Origin of the sequence: Kitasatospora sp. NPDC096204 (assembly GCF_044763205.1) — a bacterium.
Lineage (GTDB): Bacteria > Actinomycetota > Actinomycetes > Streptomycetales > Streptomycetaceae > Kitasatospora.
In genome coordinates, this window is sequence record NZ_JBIWFT010000016.1 from 1 (window position 1) to 18730 (window position 18730).

Genomic DNA, 18730 nt, shown 5'->3' on the forward strand with positions numbered 1-18730 from the left:
GTCGGAAGGTTGTCCTGGGAACTGGAGAGGGCCTACTCGGCCCCGGGCATGCGGCCCGGGAGCGTGGCTCGCCTATAACCGGCGGAACCGGGAAGTGGCGGGCTGCCGAGAGGCAGTCGGAGGGGGCCGTAGTAGTGCCGATCGACGGGACAACACAACCCGTCAGGAGCGAAGGGCCCCTGCTTCATCGATGCGTGACACGAACAAGGAGGTGCCCGGGTGAGTGCCGAATCGGCTATGTCCGCCCGCCGGGAGGACACAGGCCGCGGTGAGCGGCGTCCTCTGGACAAGGTCCGAGCCTTGCAGTGGACGCTCTACCGCTGTGCCAAGCAAGAACCCGAACGCCGGTTCCACGCCCTGTACGGCCACGTCCACCGCATGGACGTCTTGTGGCGGGCGTGGTCCAGCGTGTGTGCGAACCGGGGCGCCCCCGGCGTGGACGGCGTGACCGTCGACGCGGTGGCCGCCGCCGGGGTGGATGAGTTCCTCCAGGGCCTGTCGGATCGTCTGCGGACGCATACGTATCGTCCGTCGGTGCTGCGGCGGGTCCAGATTGCCAAGCCGGGGCGGCCGGGGGAGTTGCGGCCGCTGTCGGTCCCCACTGTGGTGGACCGGGTGGTGATGACGGCCGCGAAACTGGTTCTCGAACCGGTCTTCGAGGCCCAATTCACCGAGGCCAGCTACGGTTTCCGGCCCAAGCGGTCCGCGATCGACGCGTGCGAGGCCGTGCGCGTCGCGGCGAACCAGCGGCAGGAATGGGTGTTCGAGGCCGACATCCGGGACTGCTTCGGGACGATCGACCACGACGCGCTGATGGTCCAGGTGGCCCGGCGGGTGGTGGACCGCTCGATGCTGAAGCTGATCCGGGCGTGGCTGCGGATGGGAGTGCTGGAGGGCGGGGTGACCTCCCCGACCGGGGCGGGGACCCCGCAGGGCTCGCCGATTTCTCCGTTGCTGGCCAACGTGGCCCTGCATGTCCTCGATGAGGCGTGGCAGACGCACGGCCGGCGGGCGGGGACGTTGGTGCGCTACTGCGATGACTTCGTGGTTCTGTCGCCGACCAGGCAGCGTGCCGAGCAGGCGCGTGAGCTGGCGGCGGAGGTGCTGGGCAGGCTCGGGATGCGGTTGCATCCGGAGAAGTCCGGCATCGTCTGCCTCACCAGAGGTGGACAGGGTTTCGATTTCCTCGGATTCCATCACCGGAAGGTGGAGTCGTGGAAATGGCGGGGCAGGTTCTACCTGCAACGCTGGCCTTCGGCGCGGGCGTTGGGGGTGCTGCGGGACAAGGTCCGAGCGGCGACCTCCCGGTCCCGGACCGAACGGCCGGTGGCCGCCGTGGTGGCCGACCTCAACCCCGTTCTTCGGGGTTGGGCAGCGTACTTCCGCAACGGGAACTCCGGGCGGAAGTTCAACGCGATTGACGGCTACGTCCACGAGCGGTTGGCGATCTTCGCCAGCCGGAAGCACGGGCTCGCGGGTCGGAACTGGACCACGCGTTTCACCTACGCGTGGATCACTCGGCTCGGGGTCTACCGCCTGACCGGGAACGTACGCGGGGCGACGGCGCATGCCAGCCGGTGAACGGTGTCGGAAAGCCGTGTGCGGGAGAACTGCATGCACGGTTTGAAGCGGCGGGGACTGGAAACGGAGCATCAGCCACCGCGCCAGTCCCCGACCCTACTAGTGCCGCATCAAGCAACGTTCGCCCTACTCGGAGGACGTTAAGTCCGTTTCTGGTAGCGGCCACGTCCGGGTTGGTCGAGGAGTCCCTGACGAACGAGTCGTCCCAGGCGGGAGCGGGTGACGTTGATCGAGGGCTCGTCGGTGGGCAGTGCGAGGAGTTCGTGGAGGTCGCGAACCTGGAAGACCTGTCCGGGGTGCTCGTTGAAGGCGGTCACGATGCGCTGGTAGACGGTGGCGGGCTCCTCGGAGGCCTGTGCGTGGTCGGGCGGGGCGAGGCTGTCGATGACCTTGCGGGTGGTGACGATCTCGGCGAGGCGGGCCTCGACCTCGGCCATGGCGCGGGTGAGTTGCTCGATCTGATCTCGCAGGCCGTCGGCGCGTGCGGTGGTCTCGTCGTGTTCGGCCTGCAACAGCCGCAGGAGTTCGGTGACGTTCACGCGGCCAGCCCCACCTCGTCGCGCCAGGCGGGGCTGGGCACGACTACGGCAGCTCGAATGCGCCGGCAGTACGGCGTAGGCCCGGATACGAGATAGTCCCGACGCCCTACCACCCCCGGCTGGGACGGCTGATGTCGTCGTGGGAGCCGGGGTGTAGGAGCCACTTCTGCTGCTGTTCGGCACGCCGCGATCGGAGCCTCGTCACCGACTGCTCCGATGGCGGCAGGCTATCCTTCTTGGTCGCGGTCATGCTGGGAGGTCGAGTGGCACCGCCACGCGAATCGCCGTTTGACAGTCTGCAAGGCCCGCCTTGCCGATCCACTGGGCCGTCGGTCACGATCACACCGCCGCCGTCACCATTCCGAAACTCTGGAGCACGGCCGTCTGAACGCCGCACAGCTCGGCGGTGAGGGACGGGCCGCCCTCCGCCAGGCTCACGACTGGCCGTCACAATTACGGCCCGGCATACCGTGGCGGCCGAGGTGCCGGCGTCTTGGGGCCGCGCCCGCCCCGTGCTTCCTCTCCTTGGAGGCCCGGGCATTCGACGGCCGTGGCGGCAAGCTCAGCGGCGCAGTGCGCCAGTCGATCGGCCTGGGCCGGGGGTCGCCGGCCCGGTCAGCGCTGGGTGGTGCCGTAGCGGCGCCGGAAGCGTTCGACGCGGCCCTGGGCGTCCAAGACGCGAGTTTTGCCGGTGTAGAAGGGGTGGCTGGCGGACGAGACCTCGACGTCGATGACCGGGTAGGTGTTGCCGTCCTCCCACTCGACGGTCTGAGTGCTGGTGGCGGTGGAGCGGGTGAGGAAGGCGAGGCCGCCGGTCTTGTCGCGGAAGACGACGGGGCGGTAGTCGGGGTGGATTCCGGGCTTCATGAGGTTGGTCCTCCGGGTGATCTGGGGTGGTGGTCAGCGCTCTTCGCGGAAGTCGACGTGCCGCTTGGCGACAGGGTCGTACTTGCGCAGGACCAGCCGGTCGGGGTCGTTGCGGCGGTTCTTGCGGGTGACGTACGTGTAGCCGGTGCCGGCGGTGGAGCGGAGCTTGATGATCGGGCGCAGTTCGTTGCGGGCCATGGATGTCCCCTCGGGTGGCGTTGATGACACCAGTATATAGCGAAATGAAATCCGTTTTCATCTAGGCTAGTGTGAGTTGCGCTTCCGGGGTCGTCGCGCCGGCCCCGGGAGCGTGACCGTCTGCCTGCCCACACGATCCGCAACGGAGTCGTCCCCCATGTCCGCTCACTGCCAACTGACCGGCCGCAAGCCGTCCTTCGGCAACGCCATCTCCCACTCGCACCGCCGCACCAGCCGCCGCTTCGACCCCAACATCCAGCGCAAGCGCTACTGGCTGCCCAGCGAGGGCCGGTACGTCCGCCTCACGCTCAGCGCCAAGGGACTGAAGACCGTCGACGTGATCGGCATTGAAGCCGCCGTCGCCCGCATCCGCGCCCGGGGGGAGAAGGTCTGATGGCCAAGCAGAGCAAGATCGCCAAGAACGAGCAGCGTCGCCAAGTCGTCGCCCGGTACGCCGAGCGCCGGGCCGAGCTGAAGCGGGTCATCGCCCACCCGGCCGGCACACCCGAGGAACGCGCCGCCGCGCAGCGCCGGCTGGCCCGCCAGCCCCGCGACGCCAGCGCCACCCGGGTCCGCAACCGCGACAGCGTGGACGGCCGTCCACGCGGCTATCAGCGCGCCTTCGGCCTGTCCCGGATCAACCTGCGCAGCATGGCCCACGCCGGACAGCTGCCCGGTGTCCGCAAGGCGAGCTGGTGAGCACGGTGCCCGAACACGTCAGACTCCCAGTCGTGGTGGTGGCCGGCCTGCACCGCGCCGAACGCCGCCGCGCCGTTCAGGAGTTGCTCGACGGCTGCGTCGACGGCATCGTCCTCCACCATGACCTGCGGGACGCCTCGCGCGGCACAGTCCACCGCGAACTGCGCAACAGCAACGGCGTGTACGACACCGTTGAGCTCCCGCTGACCAACGACTGCGCCTGCTGCGCGCTTCGCGAGGACCTGCTGCCGGAATTGGTGGGGATAGCCGAGGCCGGGCAGCACGGCCTGGCCGTCGTCGAACTGTGGGGCGGCAGCGATCCGCACCCGGCGGTCGAGGTGATCGCCGGCGGCGAGGTGGGCGGCCGGCCGATGGAGGAGTTCATCGAACTGACGGGTGTGGTGGTCGCGGTCGATCCCGATCGGCTGCTGGGCGAACTCTCCGTCCCGGACGACCTCGAGGAGCACGGGGAGCACACTTCCGCAGAGGACACCCGCACGCGTGCCGAGGCGCTCGCCCACCAGATCGAGTACGCCACCACCATCGCCGTCGCCCGCGGCGGCGAGACTGGGCTGGCGATGCTGCGTCAGCTGCACCCGACCGCCCGGCGGGTCCTGCTCGGGAACGGTGAGCTGCTGCGGGCCGGGCTCGGCGGGTTCGACGTGGCCGCCACCCGCGACCGGGTGAACCCGGCGCTCGCACTGCTGCCGCAGCAGGCCGACGAGGCGGGGGTGGCCACGCTGGTGTGGGAGCGGCGGCGTCCGCTGCACCCGGGCCGGCTGTATGAGGCGCTGGAGCTGCTGGTGCCGGCCGCGCAGCGCAGCCGGGGCCGGTTCTGGCTGGCCAACCGGCCCGAGCAGATGCTCGCGTGGGACGCCGCCGGGGCGAACCTCGTCGTCGAGGAGTGCGGCCCCTGGCTCGCCTCGTTGCCGGACGCCGCCTGGGAGCTGTACCCGCCCGCGCGGCGGGCCGCCGCGGCCCTCGACTGGCATGCCGAGCACGGAGATCGCATTCAGCAACTCGTGTTCATCGCCGAGGGTTTGGACGTCGACGGGATCACCGAGCTGCTCGACTCCTGCCTGCTCACCGACACCGAACTGATGGCGGGGGAGACCGGTTGGAAGGCCCTGCCCGACGCCTTCGAGGACCTGCTCGAACCCGTCTCCTGAACGACCGTACGAAGGACCCGACATGGCCAAGCGCCCCGGCGGCGGCAAGCCGCCCCGCCCGCGCCCGAACCCTCTCATCGAGGCGGGCATCACCTACATCGACTACAAGGACACCACTCTGCTGCGGAAGTTCATCTCCGACCGCGGCAAGATCCGCAGCCGCCGGGTCACCCGGCTCACCGTCCAGCAGCAGCGAGCCATGGCGCGGGCGATCAAGAACGCCCGCGAGATGGCGCTGCTGCCCTACGCCTCCACCGCCCGATAGGAGAGACCTCCCATGGCCGTTCCCAAGCGAAAGACCTCCCGCAGCAACACGCGCCACCGCCGCTCGCAGTGGAAGGCCGCGGCCCCGCAGCTCGTCCCGATCACCGTCGACGGGCGCGAGCACCTGGTCCCGCGCAACCTGGTCCGCGCGTACGAGCGCGGGCTGATCAGTCCGTGAACGCGAGGGGCCGCAGCGCGCGTGCGCTGCGGCCCCGAACCCTTTCCCGGTCAGGAGGTGGTGAGGGCCGTGTCGTCGATGACGAAGCTGGTCTGGAGGGAGGAGCCCTCGGTGCCGGTGAACTTGACGGTGACGCTCTGGCCGGCGAAGGCGCTCAGGTCGTAGCCGCGCAGGGTGTAGCCGGCGGCCGCGTTGACGTTGCTGAAGGTGGCCAGGGTGGTGCTGCCGGCCTGGACGGTCAGCTTGTCGTACGCCGTCGAGCCGGATTCACCGGTGTCGATGTGCAGGTAGAAGCTGAGGGTGGCCTTGCAGCCGGCCGGGATGGTCACCGTCTGGGCGAGGGTGTCGGTGTGGCTGGAGCCGTAGCCGTCGAGCCAGGCCTTCCAGCTGCCGCCGTGCGCGGGCTCGCTGCTGCCGTTGTCGATGACGCCGGCGCTGGCCGTCCAGGGTGCGGCGCTGCCGGTCTCGAAGCCGGGGTTGCCGAGCAGTTGGGTGGCGGTGCAGCCGCCGGTGCCGGTGACGGTCCAGGTGAAGGTGGTGGAGCCGCTGGCGCCGGTGGTGTCGGTGGCGGTCACCGTCATGGTGGAGCTGCCGGCGGTGGTCGCGGTGCCGGTGATCAGGCCGGTGGAGGCGTTGATGGACAGGCCGGCGGGCAGGCCGCTCGCGCTGTAGCTGAGGGTCTGGCCGGAGGCCGAGTCACTGGCGTGGATCTGCAGGCTGACGGCCGAGCCCTGGGCGGTGCTCTGGTTGCCCGGGTTGGTGACGGTGAAGGTGTCCCCGCCGGTGCCGCCGTTCGTGAAGGCGGCGGTGCCGTTGGGGGTGCCGAGGCCGGTCGGGCCGTCGTAGCCGCTGCCGGCGGTGCACAGGTAGGCCGGGGAGCAGCTGCCGTTGGCGCCGGTGGTCACGTCGTAGAGCGAGCCGGTGTGGGCGTACGGGTAGGAGGCCGGGTGGGTGCCGGTGGCCGGGGTGCCGGCGAGGGCGTAGACGGCGGCGATGATGGGGGCGGAGGCACTGGTGCCGCCGTAGACGTTCCAGCCGGAGCCGCCGTAGGTCTGGTAGACCGCGACGCCGGTGGCCGGGTCGGCGACGGCGGAGACGTCGGCGACGGTGCGCTTGCCGCAGCCGGTGTCGTGCTGCCAGCTCGGCTTGGCGTCGTAGGCGGAGCAGCCGGAACCGGCGCCGTTGCCACCCGAGCTGCTGCCCCACACCTTCTCGCTCCAACCACGGTCGGTGGAGGCGCGATTGAGGCTGGTGCCGCCGACGGCGGTGACGTACTGGGAGGCCGCCGGGTACTCCACGCCATAGCCGGAGTCACCGGAGGAGACGGTGATCGCGACGCCCGGGTGGTCGAAGTAGCTCGCGTCCGAACTCGGGTCGGTGGAGTCCTCGGAGCCGCCGTAGCTGTTGGAGACGTACTTGGCGCCCATCGAGACGGCGGTGTTGACCGCGGCGCCGAGGTTGTCCATGGTCGCGCTGTCGGCCTCGACCAGCAGGATGTGGCAGTTCGGGCAGACGGCGCTGACCATGTCGACGTCGAGGGAGATCTCGCCGGCCCAGCCGCTGTCGGCGGTCGGGTAGCTGGTGCCGCCGCGCTGGTCGACCTTCTTGAAGCAGCCATTGGCGGTGGTGCAGGCCGGCAGGCCGTACTGGGAGCGGTAGGCGGCGAGGTCGGATTCGGCGTTGGGGTCGTCGTTGGCGTCGACGATGGCGACCGTCGCGCCGGAGCCGCCGGAGCCGCCGGAGGCGGGGAGCTTGTAGGCGGAGGCGAGGTCGCTCGGGCCGTAGCCGGACGGCAGGATGTTCGGCGCGAGGCTGTGCTGCTGGACGACGTCGGTACGGGCGAGCGCGAGGCAGGCCATCTCGCCGGGGTGGCTCGGGGCCTCGCACAGCCGCATGGTGGTGACGCCACTGGACCGGCCTTCAGCCCGTTGAGGCGGGCGCCGGCGTCGGCGACCGAGAGCAGCTCGACCTCGTCCAGGTACGGGCCGCCGCCGAGTGCGGTGCCCCAGTAGTCGGAGCGTGCGGTCAGCAGGCTGCTCGCGCCCGGGACCAGCTCTTGGGCACGAACGGACCGGAGCCGACGGCGTGTTCGAAGTCCGCGGTGCCGGCCGGGAAGACGAACATCGACTGGGCGAGCGCCAGATCGAAGAAGCCGTCCGGGGACTTGAGCGCGAGGACAGCGGTCCGCGGGTCCGGGGCCGTGGAGGCGGCCGGGTCGAGCGCACTGAGCAGGCCGCTCTGCGTGGTCGGGTTGGCGGCGAGGGTGCGCAGGCTGAAGAGCACATCCTCGGCGGTCAGCTTCCGGCCGTCGCTGAAGGTCACGCCGTCGCGGACGCGGACGGTCCACCGGGTCGCGTCGGCGCTCGGTTCGACGGACTCGGCCAGCCGCCAGGCCGGCCTGCTGTTCTCGATCTCGCCGAGGGTGTCCCAGATCAGCCGGGCCCGGACGTAGTCGATCGCACTGCCGGTGGCCTGCAGCACGCTGGTCGACTCGGCGGCGGAGCCCGCGAAGGCGGCCCGCAGGCGCCCGCCCTTGCGCGGCGCGGCCGAGGCGTCGGTCACCGCCGCGAGCGGTGGGCGGGTGCCGTCGCTGCCGCAGGCGGCCAGCAGACCGGCGACGGCGGCGGCCCCGATCCCGGCTCCGGCGCCTCTGAGGATGGAGCGGCGGGTTATCTGATCAGGAGTCACGTGGTCCTCATTCGAGCGGGCGAAAGGGTGGGCATGACTCTAGATTAAAACGATAATGCTTTTCAATAAGTCCGCCGCGAGGGGCGGTCCATGGTGATCGGGGCGGCCTCACCGCACCCGGCGGTCCTCCAGCGGCGCCGCGTGCCGCACCGGGCCGGGCTCGCCTGGCAGGTGGGGGGTGTGGTTGACCAGGCGGGCGGAGTTGCCGACCACGGCGATGCTGCTGGTGTTGTGCAGCAGCGCGGCGAGGACGGGGTTGAGGGAGCCTCCGGCGCCGGCGAGGAGTCCGGCGAGGTTGACGCCGATGGCCAGGCCGTAGTTCTGGCGGACGACGCGCAGCGTGTGGCGGCTGAGTTCGACCACGGCCGGGACCTGGCGCAGGTCGTTGCCGGCGAGGGCGATGTCGGCGGTCTCCAGGGCGACGTGCGAGGAGTGCTCGCCCATGGAGATGCCGACGTCGGCCAGGGCCAGGGCGGGGGCATCGTTGGTGCCGTCGCCGACCATGGCCACCAGATGGCCCTCGCCTTGGAGGTCGCGGATGATCTGGAGCTTGGCCTCGGGCAGCGCGTGGGCGTGCACCTCGCTGATGCCGAGAGTGTCGGCGACGACCTGGGCGGTCTCCGGCGTGTCACCGGTGAGCAGCAGGATGCGGGTGACACCGAGGTCCCGGAGCTGCCGGACCACGGTGTCGGCCTCGGCGCGGACCGCGTCGGAGACTCCGAGCATGCCGATCAGGTCCTCGTCGTGGGCGAGACAGATGATGGTCTCGCCGCGGGCGCGCAGCTGCTCGGTCCACCGCTCGGCCTGGTCGGGCAGCGGGACCCCGTGCCGGCGCAGCAGGGCCGGGCTGCCGACCAGGAGTCGGGTGCCGTCGAGTTCGGCGCGCATGCCCATGCCGAGGACGACCGCACAGGCCTGGTGGATCGGCACCTGGACGTGCTGCTCCTCGCTGTGCCGGACGATGGCCTGGGCGAGCGGGTGGCGGGCGTGCAGTTCGCCGGAGGCGGCGAGGCTGAGCACGTCGTCAGCGGTGAAGTCCTCGCTGAAGGTGACGACGCTGGTGACCAGCGGGCGGCCGAGGGTGAGGGTGCCGGTCTTGTCGAAGACCACGGCGGTGACCCGGCCGATGCCCTCCAGGTGGGTGCCGCCCTTGATCAGGGCGCCGTGCCGGGCGCCGGCGCCGATGGCGGCGCTGACGGCGGTCGGGGTGGCCAGGCCGGCGGCGCACGGACAGGCGATCAGCAGCATGGTCATCGCGCGGCGGGCGTCCCGGGTCAGCAGGTAGGTGCCGGCCGCCAGGGCGAAGGAGACCGGGACGAAGCGCCGGGTGAAGCGGGTGGCGACGGTCTGGATCGGGGCACGGTCCGCCTGGGCCTCCTCGACCCGGTTGATGATCCGGCCGACCGTGGTGTCCCGGCCCACCGCGACCGCCCGGACGGTGAGCGATCCGGAGGTGACCAGCGTGCCGGCGTACACCTCGGAGCCCTCGCGGGCGTAGACGGGCAGCGCCTCGCCGGTGATGGCGGCCTGGTCGACCAGGGCCTCGCCGGTGAGCACCAGCCCGTCGACCGGGATCTTGTGGTGCTCGTAGACCGCCACCATGTCGTCGACGGCGACCTGCTCCAGCGGGGTCTCGACCTCGACGCCCTCCTCGCGGACCAGCCAGACCCGCTCCTCGCCGATCGCCAGCAGGTCCTCGATCGCCCGGCGGGTCCGGCGCAGGGTCAGGGTCTGCAGGAACTCGCCGATGTTGAGCAGCCAGAGCACGGTCAGCGCGACCACGTTCTCGCGGAGCAGCAGCGAGATCACCGTGGCGGCGGTGACCAGCGAGTCCGTCCCGGGGCTCCGGCGGCCCAGCAGGGTACGCAGCGCGCCGCGGAAGAACGGCAGGCCGGTGAAGACGGTCACCGCGCCCAGGAGCCCGGCGGACCGGCCCGCGACCAGTGGAGGGCGGCGCAGCAGCAGCCGGCGCAGCGCCACCAGGGCGAGCACGGCGCCGCCGACCACGAGGCGGGCCACCTCGCCGGTGGAGGAGTCCGGCATCGAGCGGCTCGCCCGGGCGGGCGCCGTGGCGGGCGGCGGCTCGTCCAGGCGGGCGACGAGCCGGTCCACGTCCAGGTGGTCGGGCACCAGCCAGATGACCACACTGCCGGTCCGGGGGAAGATCCGCAGGGCGCGGAACCCCTCCAGGCCGGCCAGCCGCTCATCGACGACCCCCGCGCATCCGGGCTGCGTCCGCAGCCAGGGCACGGTCAGTCGTACCCGGCCGGAGGCCACGGACCGTACGACGACGCCGGACATCGTCTCAGTGCTCGTGGTCGTGTGCCTCGGTGCTCGCCGCCGACGGCGGCGGCACCTCCTCGCCGAGCGAGGAGCGGGCCTCGGCGAGCATGTCGCCCGCCTTGAGCCGGGCCTCCTCGGCGGCGCCGGAGATCCACCGGCCGGCCACCAGGCCGCCCGCGATGCCGTTGACCAGCATGCGGCGGGCCGCCGGTTTGGCATGCGGTGCGGCCTGCGCCGCTCCGCGCAGGACCAGGCCGCCGACGACGCCGGAGACGGTGTAGTGCAGCAGACGGCCGGCGGCTGAACCGGCGATGGCGGCGGGGTGCATGGATCTCTCCTTCGCTCAGGGCTCCCCGGGAGCCTGGCGAGCAGGTCTCTCTTCCAGTCTGCGCGTCGGGGGCGGGGCGGGACGATGGTGCGCGCGTCGCCGGGGTGGCCGGACGACGAACGTCGCCGCGTAGACGGCGGTCGCGGCGGCCAGGATCGCGAAGCTCGGCGGCAGACCCGGCACGGCGTACGAGAGCGCCAGGCCCGCCCACATCTCGGTGACCGCCAGAGCGCAGGACAGTGCCAGTGCACGGTACGGGCGGTCCGTCAGCCGCTGCGCCGCACCGGCGGGCGCGGCCAGCAGCCCGAGCAGCAGCAGCGCGCCGACCGCCTGGGTCGCCTCGGCGGTGGCGACCCCCACCAGGGCGAGGAAGGCGAAGCCGAGCAGCCGGACGGGCACCCCGCGGGCCGCCGCCACCGCCTCGTCGAGCGAGGCGAACAGCAGCGGCCGGGCCACCAGGAGCAGCAGCAGACAGACGCCGCCCGCGATCAGGGCCGCCGTCCGGGCCCGATCGGCGGTCAGGCCGAAGATCGACCCGAAGAGCACGCTCACTCCCGCGTTGCCGTGGGCGCTGCGCGAGGTGGTGTAGAGGGTCAGGAAGAAGACGCCGAGGCCGAGCACCCAGGAGAACACGCTGCCGATGACCACGTCGTCGGCCCGGCCGGTGCGCCCGAGCGCGCCGAGCAGCAGGGCGCCGGCGACGGTCGCGCCGAACAGGCCGAGCCGGAGGTCCCAGCCGAGCGCGAGCGCGGCCAGCACGCCGGTGAACGCGACGTGGCTGAGCGCGTCCGCCGTGAACACCTGGGCCCTCAGCACCAGGAAGTAGCCGACGATGCCGCAGGCTGCCGCGATTGCGGTGCCGGCCAGCAGGGCGTTCGCCATGAACGGCTGCGAGAACGGATCGGCCAGCGCGGTGGCAACGCTCATCGCGCACCGCCCGTCGGTACGGCCCTGGCGGCCGCCGACACACGGCGGAGTGCACCGGCGACGGTTCGGCCGAGTCGGACGAGGACGTAGCCGCCGAACGCGAAGCTGGTCAGGAAGAACCCGATCGGGTAGGGCGAGGAGAAGGCCACCACCAGCGCCAGCCAGGTCACCGCCACCGCGATCAGCACCGTCAGGGCCAGGCCGAGCCCGGGCCTCCCGGTGAGCGCCTGGGCCGTCGCCGCCGGCATGACCAGCAGCGCGAAGACCAGCAGCGTGCCGGTGATCTGGCTGGTGGCGGCCGTCGCGGCGGCGAGCAGTAGGAGGAAGAGCACCGACAGCGCACGCACCCGCACGCCCCGCCCGGCAGCCACCTCCGGATCCACCGAGGCGAACAGCAGCGGGCGCCCGATGGCCGCCAGCACCAGCAGTACGACGGCCGCCACCGCCGCCAGCACGGCCACCTGGCCGACGGTGATGCCCAGGAAACTGCCGAACAGCAGTGCGTTCACCCCGCCGAGGGAGCCTCGGTACAGCACGACGAAGAGGTAGCCGCAGGCCAGCAGGAACGACTGGACCGTCCCGGTCAGCGCCGACTCCTGCGCACCGCTGAACCGGCCCGCGCGCGGCACCGCGGCGATCACCAGCGCCGCCACCAGGCAGAACGCGAAGTACCCGGTCAGCGCGGACAGGCCGAGCAGCACCGCTCCGGCCGCCCCCGGGAAGCCGACCAGCGCCAGCGTGTGCCCGGTGAAGCTCTGCCGCCGCAGCACCATGAACCAGCCCAGCGCGCCGGCCAGCACCGCCGTCATCGTCCCCGCCGCGAAGGCGTTGACCATGAACGGGTACGACCAGATCGGCCCGCCCGCCGCGTGCCACTCCTCAACCGCCGCCATCGGTTCGGTGAGCAGCAGCCAGCCGCCGGGGGTGAGCAACTCGGCGAGACCGTGTGCGGCGCCCTCCGGGTCGTGGGCGGCGGCCAGCACGTCCGCGCCGATCACCACGTCGAAGGAGTGCGGGCGAAATCCCTGGTGGTGGGGATCGTGGTGGACGTCGAAGCGGGCGAACCGCACCCGCGGGCGGGTGCCGGTCCGTGCGCGGGCGGCATCGAGGAGGAGGTCGGACGCCTCGGTGCAGAGGTAGTCCACCGCCGTGCCCGGCCTGCCCTCGGCCGCGAGCACCCGGGTGACGGCCTCGGTGGTCACGCCGGTTGCGGCGCCGACCTCCAGCACGCGCAGGGGGCCGGGGCCGGGGTGGGTGGCGGCGATCCGCCGCACCGCCGTGCCGAGGGCGGCGCCGAGGTAGCGGCCGGCCTGAGGTGGGTGGTCCGCGAGCGGGCGAGGTCGGCGAGGAGCTCGTCGGCCCGCTGCTCCCGTTCGCCGCAGTGCACCGTTCCGCCGGTGAGCAGGGTGGCGAGCGCCAGGTCGACGGTGAGCCCGCAGGCCGGGTAGAGCACGGTGTGTCGGATCGGCGGCGGGCCGAGGATGCCCGCCCAGTACTGCAGTTGCTGGTCGTACGGGTCCTTCTCCCAGGCGGGGAAGGCCAGTTGCGTCGCGAGCCGGGCGGCCATAGCCTCCGGCAGACCGCCCGGCGGCACGTCGCCGGCCAGCAGCTCGGCACCGCTGACCGGGTGGCCGTCCGCGACCAGGACCGGTCGGTCGCCGGCCTCGCGCAGCACGCGGACGAGTGGAGAGCTGGAAGCCACGGCGGTTACTCCCGGGTCGGTGGAGGGGCCGGACCAATGAACCACGGAACCCGCCGCGAGCGAGGTCAAGATTCGGTAATGATTTTCATATTTGCCTAAACGTGCTGGTGATGAAAACCGTTCCCATCTAGTGTTTGGCCTCGTCTCCCCATCTCTCCCATCCGCGAGGAGCACTCCAGCCATGCGTACTGCCCTGCCCGCCCGCCTCGTCAGACTCGCCGCCGTCGCGGTCGCCGCGCTGGCCGCCACCAGTGCCTGCTCGACCGCGCCGGCCAAGAGCACCACCTCCCAGGACACCGCTGGCGGCTCCGGCAAGGTCGTCCAGGTCGCCGCCGCCGAGAGCTTCTGGGGCTCGCTCGCCGGCCAACTCGGCGGCGACCACGTGAAGGTGACGAACATCATCAGCAACCCCGACGCCGACCCGCACGACTACGAGCCCACCGCCGCCGACGGCCGCACCGTCGCCGGCGCCCAGTACGTCATCACCAACGGCATCGGCTACGACGCCTGGTCCGACAAGCTGATAGCCGCCAACCCCGCGCCGAGCCGCACCGCCCTCAAGGTGGGCGACCTGGTCGGGGTCAAGGAGGGCGGCAACCCGCACCAGTGGTACTCCCCGGAGAGCGTGCACAAGGTGGTCGAGCAGATCACCGCCGACCTCAAGAAGCTCGACCCGGCCGACGCGGCCCACTTCGACCAGCGCAAGGCCGACTTCCTCGGCAAGACCCTCGCCCCGTACGACCGACTCATCGCCGACATCAAGGCCAAGTACGCCGGCACCCCGATCGGCGCCTCCGAGTCGATCGTCACCCCGCTCGCCGAGGGCCTCGGCCTCAAATTGCTCACCCCCGAAAAGCTGTTGGACGCCGTCAGCGAGGGCACCGACCCGACCGCCGCCGACAAGGCGAGTGCCGACGAGCAGATCAAGTCCAAGCAGATCAAGGTCTACGTCTACAACAGCCAGAACGACACCCCGGACATCAAGGCCCAGGTCGAGGCCGCCAAGGCCCAGGGCATCCCGGTCGCCACCGTCACCGAGACCCCGACCCCGGCCGGCGCCCCCTTCCAGGACTGGCAGACCACCGAACTCCAGGGCATCGCCGACGCGTTGAAGCAGGCGACCGGCAAGTGACCACCGCACCGATCGAGCACGCCGTGGCCACCGAGGCCCCGGCCCCCACCCCCGATCCGGTCCTGGAGCTGCACGGCGCGGCCGTGCGGGTGGGCGGCCGCACGCTCTGGTCGGACGTCGATCTCACCGTCGGAGCCGGGGAGTTCACCGCCATCCTCGGCCCCAACGGGGTCGGCAAGTCCACCCTCGTCAAGACCCTCCTCGGCGCCCACCCCGCCGCCGCGGGCCAGGTGAGCGTCCCGGCCCGCGCCGCCATCGGATACCTCCCGCAGCGCCGCAGCTTCGACGCCGGCGTGCGCATCCGAGGCATCGACGTCGTGCGCCTCGGCCTGGACGGCCACCGCTGGGGCATCCCGCTGCCCGGAATCCACCGCGCCCGCCGCCGCGCCGAACACCGACGCATCGACGAGGCCATCGCATCGGTCGGCGCCACCGGCTACGCGCACCGGCCGATCGGCCAGTGCTCCGGCGGCGAACAGCAGCGACTGCTGCTCGCCCAGGCCCTGGTCACCCGCCCACGCCTGCTCCTGCTCGACGAGCCGCTGGACAGCCTCGACCTGCCCAACCAGAGCGCCATGGCAGCCCTGCTCGGCCGGATCTGCCGCGAGGACGGCGTCGCCGTCGTCATGGTCGCCCACGACGTCAACCCGATCCTCCACCACCTGGACCACGTGGTGTACCTGGCCGAGGGACGAGCCGTCACCGGCAGGCCCGAGCAGGTGATCACCTCGGACACCCTCAGCCGCCTCTACGGCGCGCCCGTCGAGGTGCTGCGCACCGCCGACGGACGGCTGGTCGTGGTCGGCGTCCCGGAAGACTGCAGGAGCTGTGGCCCGTGCTGCTAGCCGACACCGCCTCACCGGCCTTCTCCTGGAACCTCGTGGCCGACTTCCAGCAGATGTGGGCCTACCCCTTCATGGTCAACGCCTTCCGGGCCGGCACCGTCGTCGCCGTCGTCGCGGCCGCCGTGGGCTGGTTCATGGTGCTGCGCCGCCAGACCTTCGCCGGCCACACCCTGTCGGTGGTCGCCTTCCCCGGCGCCGCCCTCGCCACCCTGCTCGGGATCTCCACCACCTTCGGCTACCTCGGCGCCTGCCTGGGCGGCGCGCTCGTCATCGCCCTGCTGCGCGACCGGGGCCGAGCCGGCGTCGTCGAGGAGTCCGCCGGGACGGGCACCGTGCAGGCCTTCGCGCTGGCCTGCGGCTTCCTGTTCGTCACCCTGTACAAAGGGCTGCTCGGCGGGCCGCAGGCGCTGCTGTTCGGCACCTTCCTCGGCATCACCACCGAGCAGGTCATCGTGCTGACCGTTGTCGGCGCGTCCGTACTGGCCCTGCTGGCAGTGATCGGGCGGCCGCTGCTGTTCGCCTCGCTCGACGGCGAGGTCGCCGCAGCGCGCGGAGTGCCCGTGCGGCTGCTGGGCTTCGGCTTCCTCCTGCTGCTCGGCGCGGCCGCCGCCGAGGCCGGCCAGATCACCGGCAGCCTGCTCGTCTTCGCCCTGCTGGTCATCCCCGCCGCCACCGCACAGGTACTCACCGCACGTCCGGCCCTCGGCCTGCTGCTCGGAGTCCTGCTCGCCCTCGCCGCCTGCTGGCTCGGCCTGATCGCCGCCTTCTACCAGCCCTACCCGCTCGGCTTCTTCGTGACCACCTTCGCCTTCGCCGGCTACCTCCTCGCCCACCTCGCCCGCGCGGTGGCCGGCTTCCTCGGCCGCGCCCCGCTGCCGACAGGAGCACCGGCATGACCACCGTCCTCCACCAGGCCTTCTTCCAGCACGCCCTGCTGGCCGGCACCGCGATCGCCCTCGCCTCCGGCCTGGTCGGCTACTTCCTCGTGCTGCGCGCCCAGACCTTCACCGGGGACACCCTCAGCCACGTCGCCTTCACCGGCGCGATGGCGGCCCTCGCCGGCGGGTACGACCTGCGCCTCGGCCTGTTCGCCGCCACCATCGGCGTCGCACTGCTGCTCGGCCTCCTCGGCCGCCGCGGCCGGCCCGACGACGTCGTCATCGGCACCCTGTTCTCCTGGATCCTCGGCCTCGGCACCTTCTTCCTCACCCTCTACACCACCCACCGCAGCACCACCCAGGGCAACGCGGGCATCAGCGTCCTGTTCGGCTCCATCTACGGCCTGAGCGGCGCCCAGACCGTGACGGCCGTCCTGATCGCCCTCGCGGTCAGCGCCACCGCGCTGCTGATCGCCCGGCCGCTGCTGTTCGCCACCCTCGACGAGGCCGTCGCCACCGCGCGCGGGGTACGCACGGGCGCGCTCGGCCTCGCCTTCCTCGCCCTGGTCGGCGCCTGCGCCGCCGAGGCCACCCAGGCGGTCGGCTCCCTGCTCCTGCTCGGCCTGCTGGCCGCGCCCGCCGGCACCGCCCTGCGCCTGACCGACCGGCCGTACCGGGCCCTCGCGCTCTCCGCCGCCCTCGCCGTGCTGGAACTGTGGGCCGGTCTGGCGCTGAGCGCCGCCGCGCCGCAACTGCCGCCGAGCTTCGCCATCATGGCGATCGCGGCGGCCTGCTACGGCGCCACGGCGCTGGTCCGCCCGGCCGCCCGCGCGGCCGACCGCCGGGCCACGGCCTGACCGGGACGGGGCGGCGGCTGTGACGAGGACCCGACGGACACCGGTGCCGGCCTGGCGGGAGACCCCGCAGCAGGTGCTCGTCCGGCAGTGGCTCGCCGCCTGCCCGGGCTTCGTCAGCGCCCAGGCACTGCACCGGCGGATGGTCACGGAGGGTGGTGCGGTCGGGCTGAGCACCGTCTACCGCGCCCTGGCCGCACTCACCGGAGCCGGTCTCGCCGACATCGTCCGGGACGACTCCGGCGAGCGCCTCTACCGCCACCGGCCGGAAGCCCACCACCAGCACTACCTGGTCTGCCGCCGCTGCGGCCGCAGTCTCGCGGTCGACTCCGAACAGGTCGAGGCATGGGCCGCGCGGATCGCCGAGGAGTCCGGCTTCAGGGACGTCCACCACACCGTCGAACTCGCCGGCGTCTGCACTACCTGCACCACCGATGACTAGGAAAGCGAACCCGTGAACACCACCCACCGCCCCCTGCCAGTCACCGTCCTCTCCGGCTTCCTCGGCGCGGGCAAGACCACCGTGCTCAACCACGTCCTCCACAACCGCGCGGGAATGCGGGTCGCGGTAATCGTCAACGACATGAGCGAGATCAACATCGACGCGGCGCTGGTCCGCGACGGCGGAGCCGCGCTTTCCCGCACCGAGGAGCGGCTGATCGAGATGACCAACGGCTGCATCTGCTGCACCCTGCGCGACGACCTGCTGGAAGAGGTCGACCGGCTCGCCCAGGACGGCCGGTTCGACTACCTGCTGATCGAGTCCAGCGGCATCTCCGAGCCGATGCCCGTCGCCGCCACCTTCTCCTTCGCCCGCGACGACGGCGCCACGCTCACCGACGTCGCCGCCCTCGACACCATGGCCACCGTGGTCGACGCCGCCAACTTCCTCCCCGAACTCGTCAGCGGCGACGAGCTGGCCGCGCGCGGCCTCGACCAGTACGAGGACGACGAACGCACCGTCAGCGACCTGCTGATCGACCAGGTCGAGTTCGCCGACGTCATCGTCCTCAACAAACTCGACCTGGTCGGTGAGCAGGAAGCCGTACGGCTGCGGGCCGCCCTCACCCGACTCAACCCCGCAGCCCGGATCGTCCCGGCCCGGCACGGCCGGGTGGACCCCGCCGAACTGCTCGGAACCGGCCGCTTCGACGTCGAACGCGCCCAGCAGGCCCCCGGCTGGGTCGCCGAACTCAACGGCGACCACATCCCCGAGACCGAGGAGTACGGCATCTCCAGCACGGTGTTCCGCGCCGAGCGGCCCTTCCACCCCGGCCGGCTCTGGGAATTCGTCACCGAAGACCTGGACGGCGGCGCCTACGGCACCGTCCTGCGTTCCAAGGGCTTCTTCCGCCTGGCCACCCGGCCGCACGTCACCGGCCTCTGGTCCCAGGCCGGCTCGGTCGCCCGCTTCGAACCGGCCGGCGTCCACGCCGACAGCCAGGGCCAGGAACTGGTCTTCATCGGCACCGCACTGAACGCCGACGCCCTGCACGACCGGCTCGCCGCCTGCCTACTGGCCGACGGCGAGCCGATCCTGCGGGGCGAGGACCCGTTCCCCGCCTGGGAGGCGCACGGCGACTGCCCCGTTTAGGGGC

General features: G+C 72.1%; 22 protein-coding genes. 12 read left to right on the forward strand and 10 right to left on the reverse strand.

Going from position 1 to position 18730, the window contains the following annotated elements; all coding sequences use genetic code 11:
- Positions 1-219 precede the first annotated feature (219 nt).
- On the forward strand, positions 220-1581 hold the full coding sequence (gene ltrA, locus ACIQ87_RS19075; RefSeq protein WP_402407865.1) for a group II intron reverse transcriptase/maturase: 1362 nt from the start codon (positions 220-222) through the stop codon (positions 1579-1581).
- A 140-nt stretch (positions 1582-1721) separates the two neighbouring features.
- Here the strand turns inward: ltrA and ACIQ87_RS19080 are convergent, their stop codons facing one another.
- From ACIQ87_RS19080 to rpmG, 3 genes are all read right to left on the reverse strand, one after another.
- Positions 1722-2120 carry a hypothetical protein gene (locus tag ACIQ87_RS19080; RefSeq protein ID WP_402407868.1) on the reverse strand — a complete coding sequence of 133 codons (399 nt, stop codon included), beginning with the start codon at positions 2118-2120 and terminating at the stop codon, positions 1722-1724.
- A gap of 615 nt (positions 2121-2735) precedes the next feature.
- Positions 2736-2987, reverse strand: a complete 252-nt coding sequence (locus ACIQ87_RS19085) for a type B 50S ribosomal protein L31 (RefSeq protein WP_402407870.1) — start codon at positions 2985-2987, stop codon at positions 2736-2738.
- 33 nt (positions 2988-3020) lie between these two features.
- Positions 3021-3185, reverse strand: a complete 165-nt coding sequence (gene rpmG / locus ACIQ87_RS19090; RefSeq protein ID WP_360501696.1) for a 50S ribosomal protein L33 — start codon at positions 3183-3185, stop codon at positions 3021-3023.
- 157 nt (positions 3186-3342) lie between these two features.
- Between rpmG and rpmB the strand changes: the two genes are divergently transcribed.
- Genes rpmB through rpmF form a run of 5 tightly spaced genes read left to right on the forward strand, consistent with a single transcriptional unit; the run spans position 3343 to position 5495 of the window.
- Positions 3343-3579, forward strand: coding sequence for a 50S ribosomal protein L28 (gene rpmB / locus ACIQ87_RS19095; protein ID WP_396530462.1), 237 nt, complete (start codon positions 3343-3345; stop codon positions 3577-3579).
- The gene (rpsN, locus tag ACIQ87_RS19100; protein WP_402407873.1) at positions 3579-3884 is read left to right on the forward strand and encodes a 30S ribosomal protein S14; all 306 of its coding nucleotides are present in this window, start codon (positions 3579-3581) and stop codon (positions 3882-3884) included. Before rpmB ends, rpsN begins: the two co-directional genes overlap by 1 nt.
- On the forward strand, positions 3881-5053 hold the full coding sequence (locus ACIQ87_RS19105) for a CobW family GTP-binding protein (RefSeq protein WP_402407876.1): 1173 nt from the start codon (positions 3881-3883) through the stop codon (positions 5051-5053). The genes rpsN and ACIQ87_RS19105 overlap by 4 nt, the downstream gene beginning before the upstream one ends.
- Positions 5054-5075: 22 nt before the next feature.
- Positions 5076-5318, forward strand: a complete 243-nt coding sequence (gene rpsR, locus ACIQ87_RS19110; protein ID WP_402407879.1) for a 30S ribosomal protein S18 — start codon at positions 5076-5078, stop codon at positions 5316-5318.
- 12 nt (positions 5319-5330) lie between these two features.
- A complete protein-coding gene (gene rpmF, locus ACIQ87_RS19115) occupies positions 5331-5495 on the forward strand; it encodes a 50S ribosomal protein L32 (protein WP_402407882.1) in 165 nt (54 codons plus the stop codon).
- A 50-nt stretch (positions 5496-5545) separates the two neighbouring features.
- Here rpmF and ACIQ87_RS19120 read toward each other — a convergent pair whose 3' ends face one another.
- From ACIQ87_RS19120 to ACIQ87_RS19150, 7 genes are all read right to left on the reverse strand, one after another.
- Positions 5546-7390 carry a putative Ig domain-containing protein gene (locus ACIQ87_RS19120; RefSeq protein WP_402407884.1) on the reverse strand — a complete coding sequence of 615 codons (1845 nt, stop codon included), beginning with the start codon at positions 7388-7390 and terminating at the stop codon, positions 5546-5548.
- A gap of 130 nt (positions 7391-7520) precedes the next feature.
- Complete coding sequence (locus tag ACIQ87_RS19125) at positions 7521-8183, reverse strand: ABC transporter substrate-binding protein (protein WP_402407886.1); 663 nt, start codon at positions 8181-8183, stop codon at positions 7521-7523.
- A 108-nt stretch (positions 8184-8291) separates the two neighbouring features.
- Positions 8292-10484, reverse strand: coding sequence for a heavy metal translocating P-type ATPase (locus ACIQ87_RS19130; RefSeq protein ID WP_402407889.1), 2193 nt, complete (start codon positions 10482-10484; stop codon positions 8292-8294).
- Positions 10485-10488: 4 nt separating this feature from the next.
- Positions 10489-10794 carry a DUF1490 family protein gene (locus ACIQ87_RS19135; protein ID WP_402407892.1) on the reverse strand — a complete coding sequence of 102 codons (306 nt, stop codon included), beginning with the start codon at positions 10792-10794 and terminating at the stop codon, positions 10489-10491.
- A gap of 15 nt (positions 10795-10809) precedes the next feature.
- Positions 10810-11721, reverse strand: coding sequence for a metal ABC transporter permease (locus tag ACIQ87_RS19140; protein WP_402407894.1), 912 nt, complete (start codon positions 11719-11721; stop codon positions 10810-10812).
- Positions 11718-12995, reverse strand: a complete 1278-nt coding sequence (locus tag ACIQ87_RS19145) for an iron chelate uptake ABC transporter family permease subunit (RefSeq protein ID WP_402407897.1) — start codon at positions 12993-12995, stop codon at positions 11718-11720. The genes ACIQ87_RS19140 and ACIQ87_RS19145 overlap by 4 nt, the downstream gene beginning before the upstream one ends.
- Positions 12920-13423 (reverse strand): hypothetical protein, encoded by a 504-nt coding sequence (locus ACIQ87_RS19150; protein WP_402407900.1) that lies wholly within the window; start codon positions 13421-13423, stop codon positions 12920-12922. The genes ACIQ87_RS19145 and ACIQ87_RS19150 overlap by 76 nt, the downstream gene beginning before the upstream one ends.
- Before the next feature lie 181 nt (positions 13424-13604).
- On the opposite strand from ACIQ87_RS19150, the gene ACIQ87_RS19155 reads away from it, so the two are divergent.
- From ACIQ87_RS19155 to ACIQ87_RS19180, 6 genes are read left to right on the forward strand one after another with little or no spacing between them, the layout of a single operon-like run.
- Entirely contained in the window at positions 13605-14555 is a 951-nt protein-coding gene (locus ACIQ87_RS19155) for a metal ABC transporter solute-binding protein, Zn/Mn family (protein ID WP_402407903.1), read from the forward strand.
- Positions 14552-15400 carry a metal ABC transporter ATP-binding protein gene (locus ACIQ87_RS19160; RefSeq protein WP_402407905.1) on the forward strand — a complete coding sequence of 283 codons (849 nt, stop codon included), beginning with the start codon at positions 14552-14554 and terminating at the stop codon, positions 15398-15400. The genes ACIQ87_RS19155 and ACIQ87_RS19160 overlap by 4 nt, the downstream gene beginning before the upstream one ends.
- A complete protein-coding gene (locus tag ACIQ87_RS19165) occupies positions 15391-16296 on the forward strand; it encodes a metal ABC transporter permease (protein ID WP_402407908.1) in 906 nt (301 codons plus the stop codon). The genes ACIQ87_RS19160 and ACIQ87_RS19165 overlap by 10 nt, the downstream gene beginning before the upstream one ends.
- Positions 16293-17135, forward strand: coding sequence for a metal ABC transporter permease (locus ACIQ87_RS19170; protein WP_402407911.1), 843 nt, complete (start codon positions 16293-16295; stop codon positions 17133-17135). The genes ACIQ87_RS19165 and ACIQ87_RS19170 overlap by 4 nt, the downstream gene beginning before the upstream one ends.
- 19 nt (positions 17136-17154) lie before the next feature.
- A complete protein-coding gene (locus ACIQ87_RS19175; protein ID WP_402407912.1) occupies positions 17155-17574 on the forward strand; it encodes a Fur family transcriptional regulator in 420 nt (139 codons plus the stop codon).
- Between the two features lie 12 nt (positions 17575-17586).
- Complete coding sequence (locus ACIQ87_RS19180; protein WP_402407916.1) at positions 17587-18726, forward strand: GTP-binding protein; 1140 nt, start codon at positions 17587-17589, stop codon at positions 18724-18726.
- Positions 18727-18730 lie beyond the last annotated feature (4 nt).

Excerpts from the sequence above, each read along its gene's own strand:
- ACIQ87_RS19085 (WP_402407870.1), bottom strand. The coding sequence starts at position 2,987 with ATGAAGCCCGGAATCCACCCCGACTACCGCCCCGTCGTCTTCCGCGAC.
- rpmG (WP_360501696.1), bottom strand. The coding sequence starts at position 3,185 with ATGGCCCGCAACGAACTGCGCCCGATCATCAAGCTCCGCTCCACCGCC.
- rpmB (WP_396530462.1), top strand. The coding sequence starts at position 3,343 with ATGTCCGCTCACTGCCAACTGACCGGCCGCAAGCCGTCCTTCGGCAAC.
- rpsN (WP_402407873.1), top strand. The coding sequence starts at position 3,579 with ATGGCCAAGCAGAGCAAGATCGCCAAGAACGAGCAGCGTCGCCAAGTC.
- rpsR (WP_402407879.1), top strand. The coding sequence starts at position 5,076 with ATGGCCAAGCGCCCCGGCGGCGGCAAGCCGCCCCGCCCGCGCCCGAAC.
- rpmF (WP_402407882.1), top strand. The coding sequence starts at position 5,331 with ATGGCCGTTCCCAAGCGAAAGACCTCCCGCAGCAACACGCGCCACCGC.
- ACIQ87_RS19120 (WP_402407884.1), bottom strand. The coding sequence starts at position 7,390 with ATGCGGCTGTGCGAGGCCCCGAGCCACCCCGGCGAGATGGCCTGCCTC.
- ACIQ87_RS19130 (WP_402407889.1), bottom strand. The coding sequence starts at position 10,484 with ATGTCCGGCGTCGTCGTACGGTCCGTGGCCTCCGGCCGGGTACGACTG.
- ACIQ87_RS19135 (WP_402407892.1), bottom strand. The coding sequence starts at position 10,794 with ATGCACCCCGCCGCCATCGCCGGTTCAGCCGCCGGCCGTCTGCTGCAC.
- ACIQ87_RS19140 (WP_402407894.1), bottom strand. The coding sequence starts at position 11,721 with ATGAGCGTTGCCACCGCGCTGGCCGATCCGTTCTCGCAGCCGTTCATG.
- ACIQ87_RS19155 (WP_402407903.1), top strand. The coding sequence starts at position 13,605 with ATGCGTACTGCCCTGCCCGCCCGCCTCGTCAGACTCGCCGCCGTCGCG.
- ACIQ87_RS19170 (WP_402407911.1), top strand. The coding sequence starts at position 16,293 with ATGACCACCGTCCTCCACCAGGCCTTCTTCCAGCACGCCCTGCTGGCC.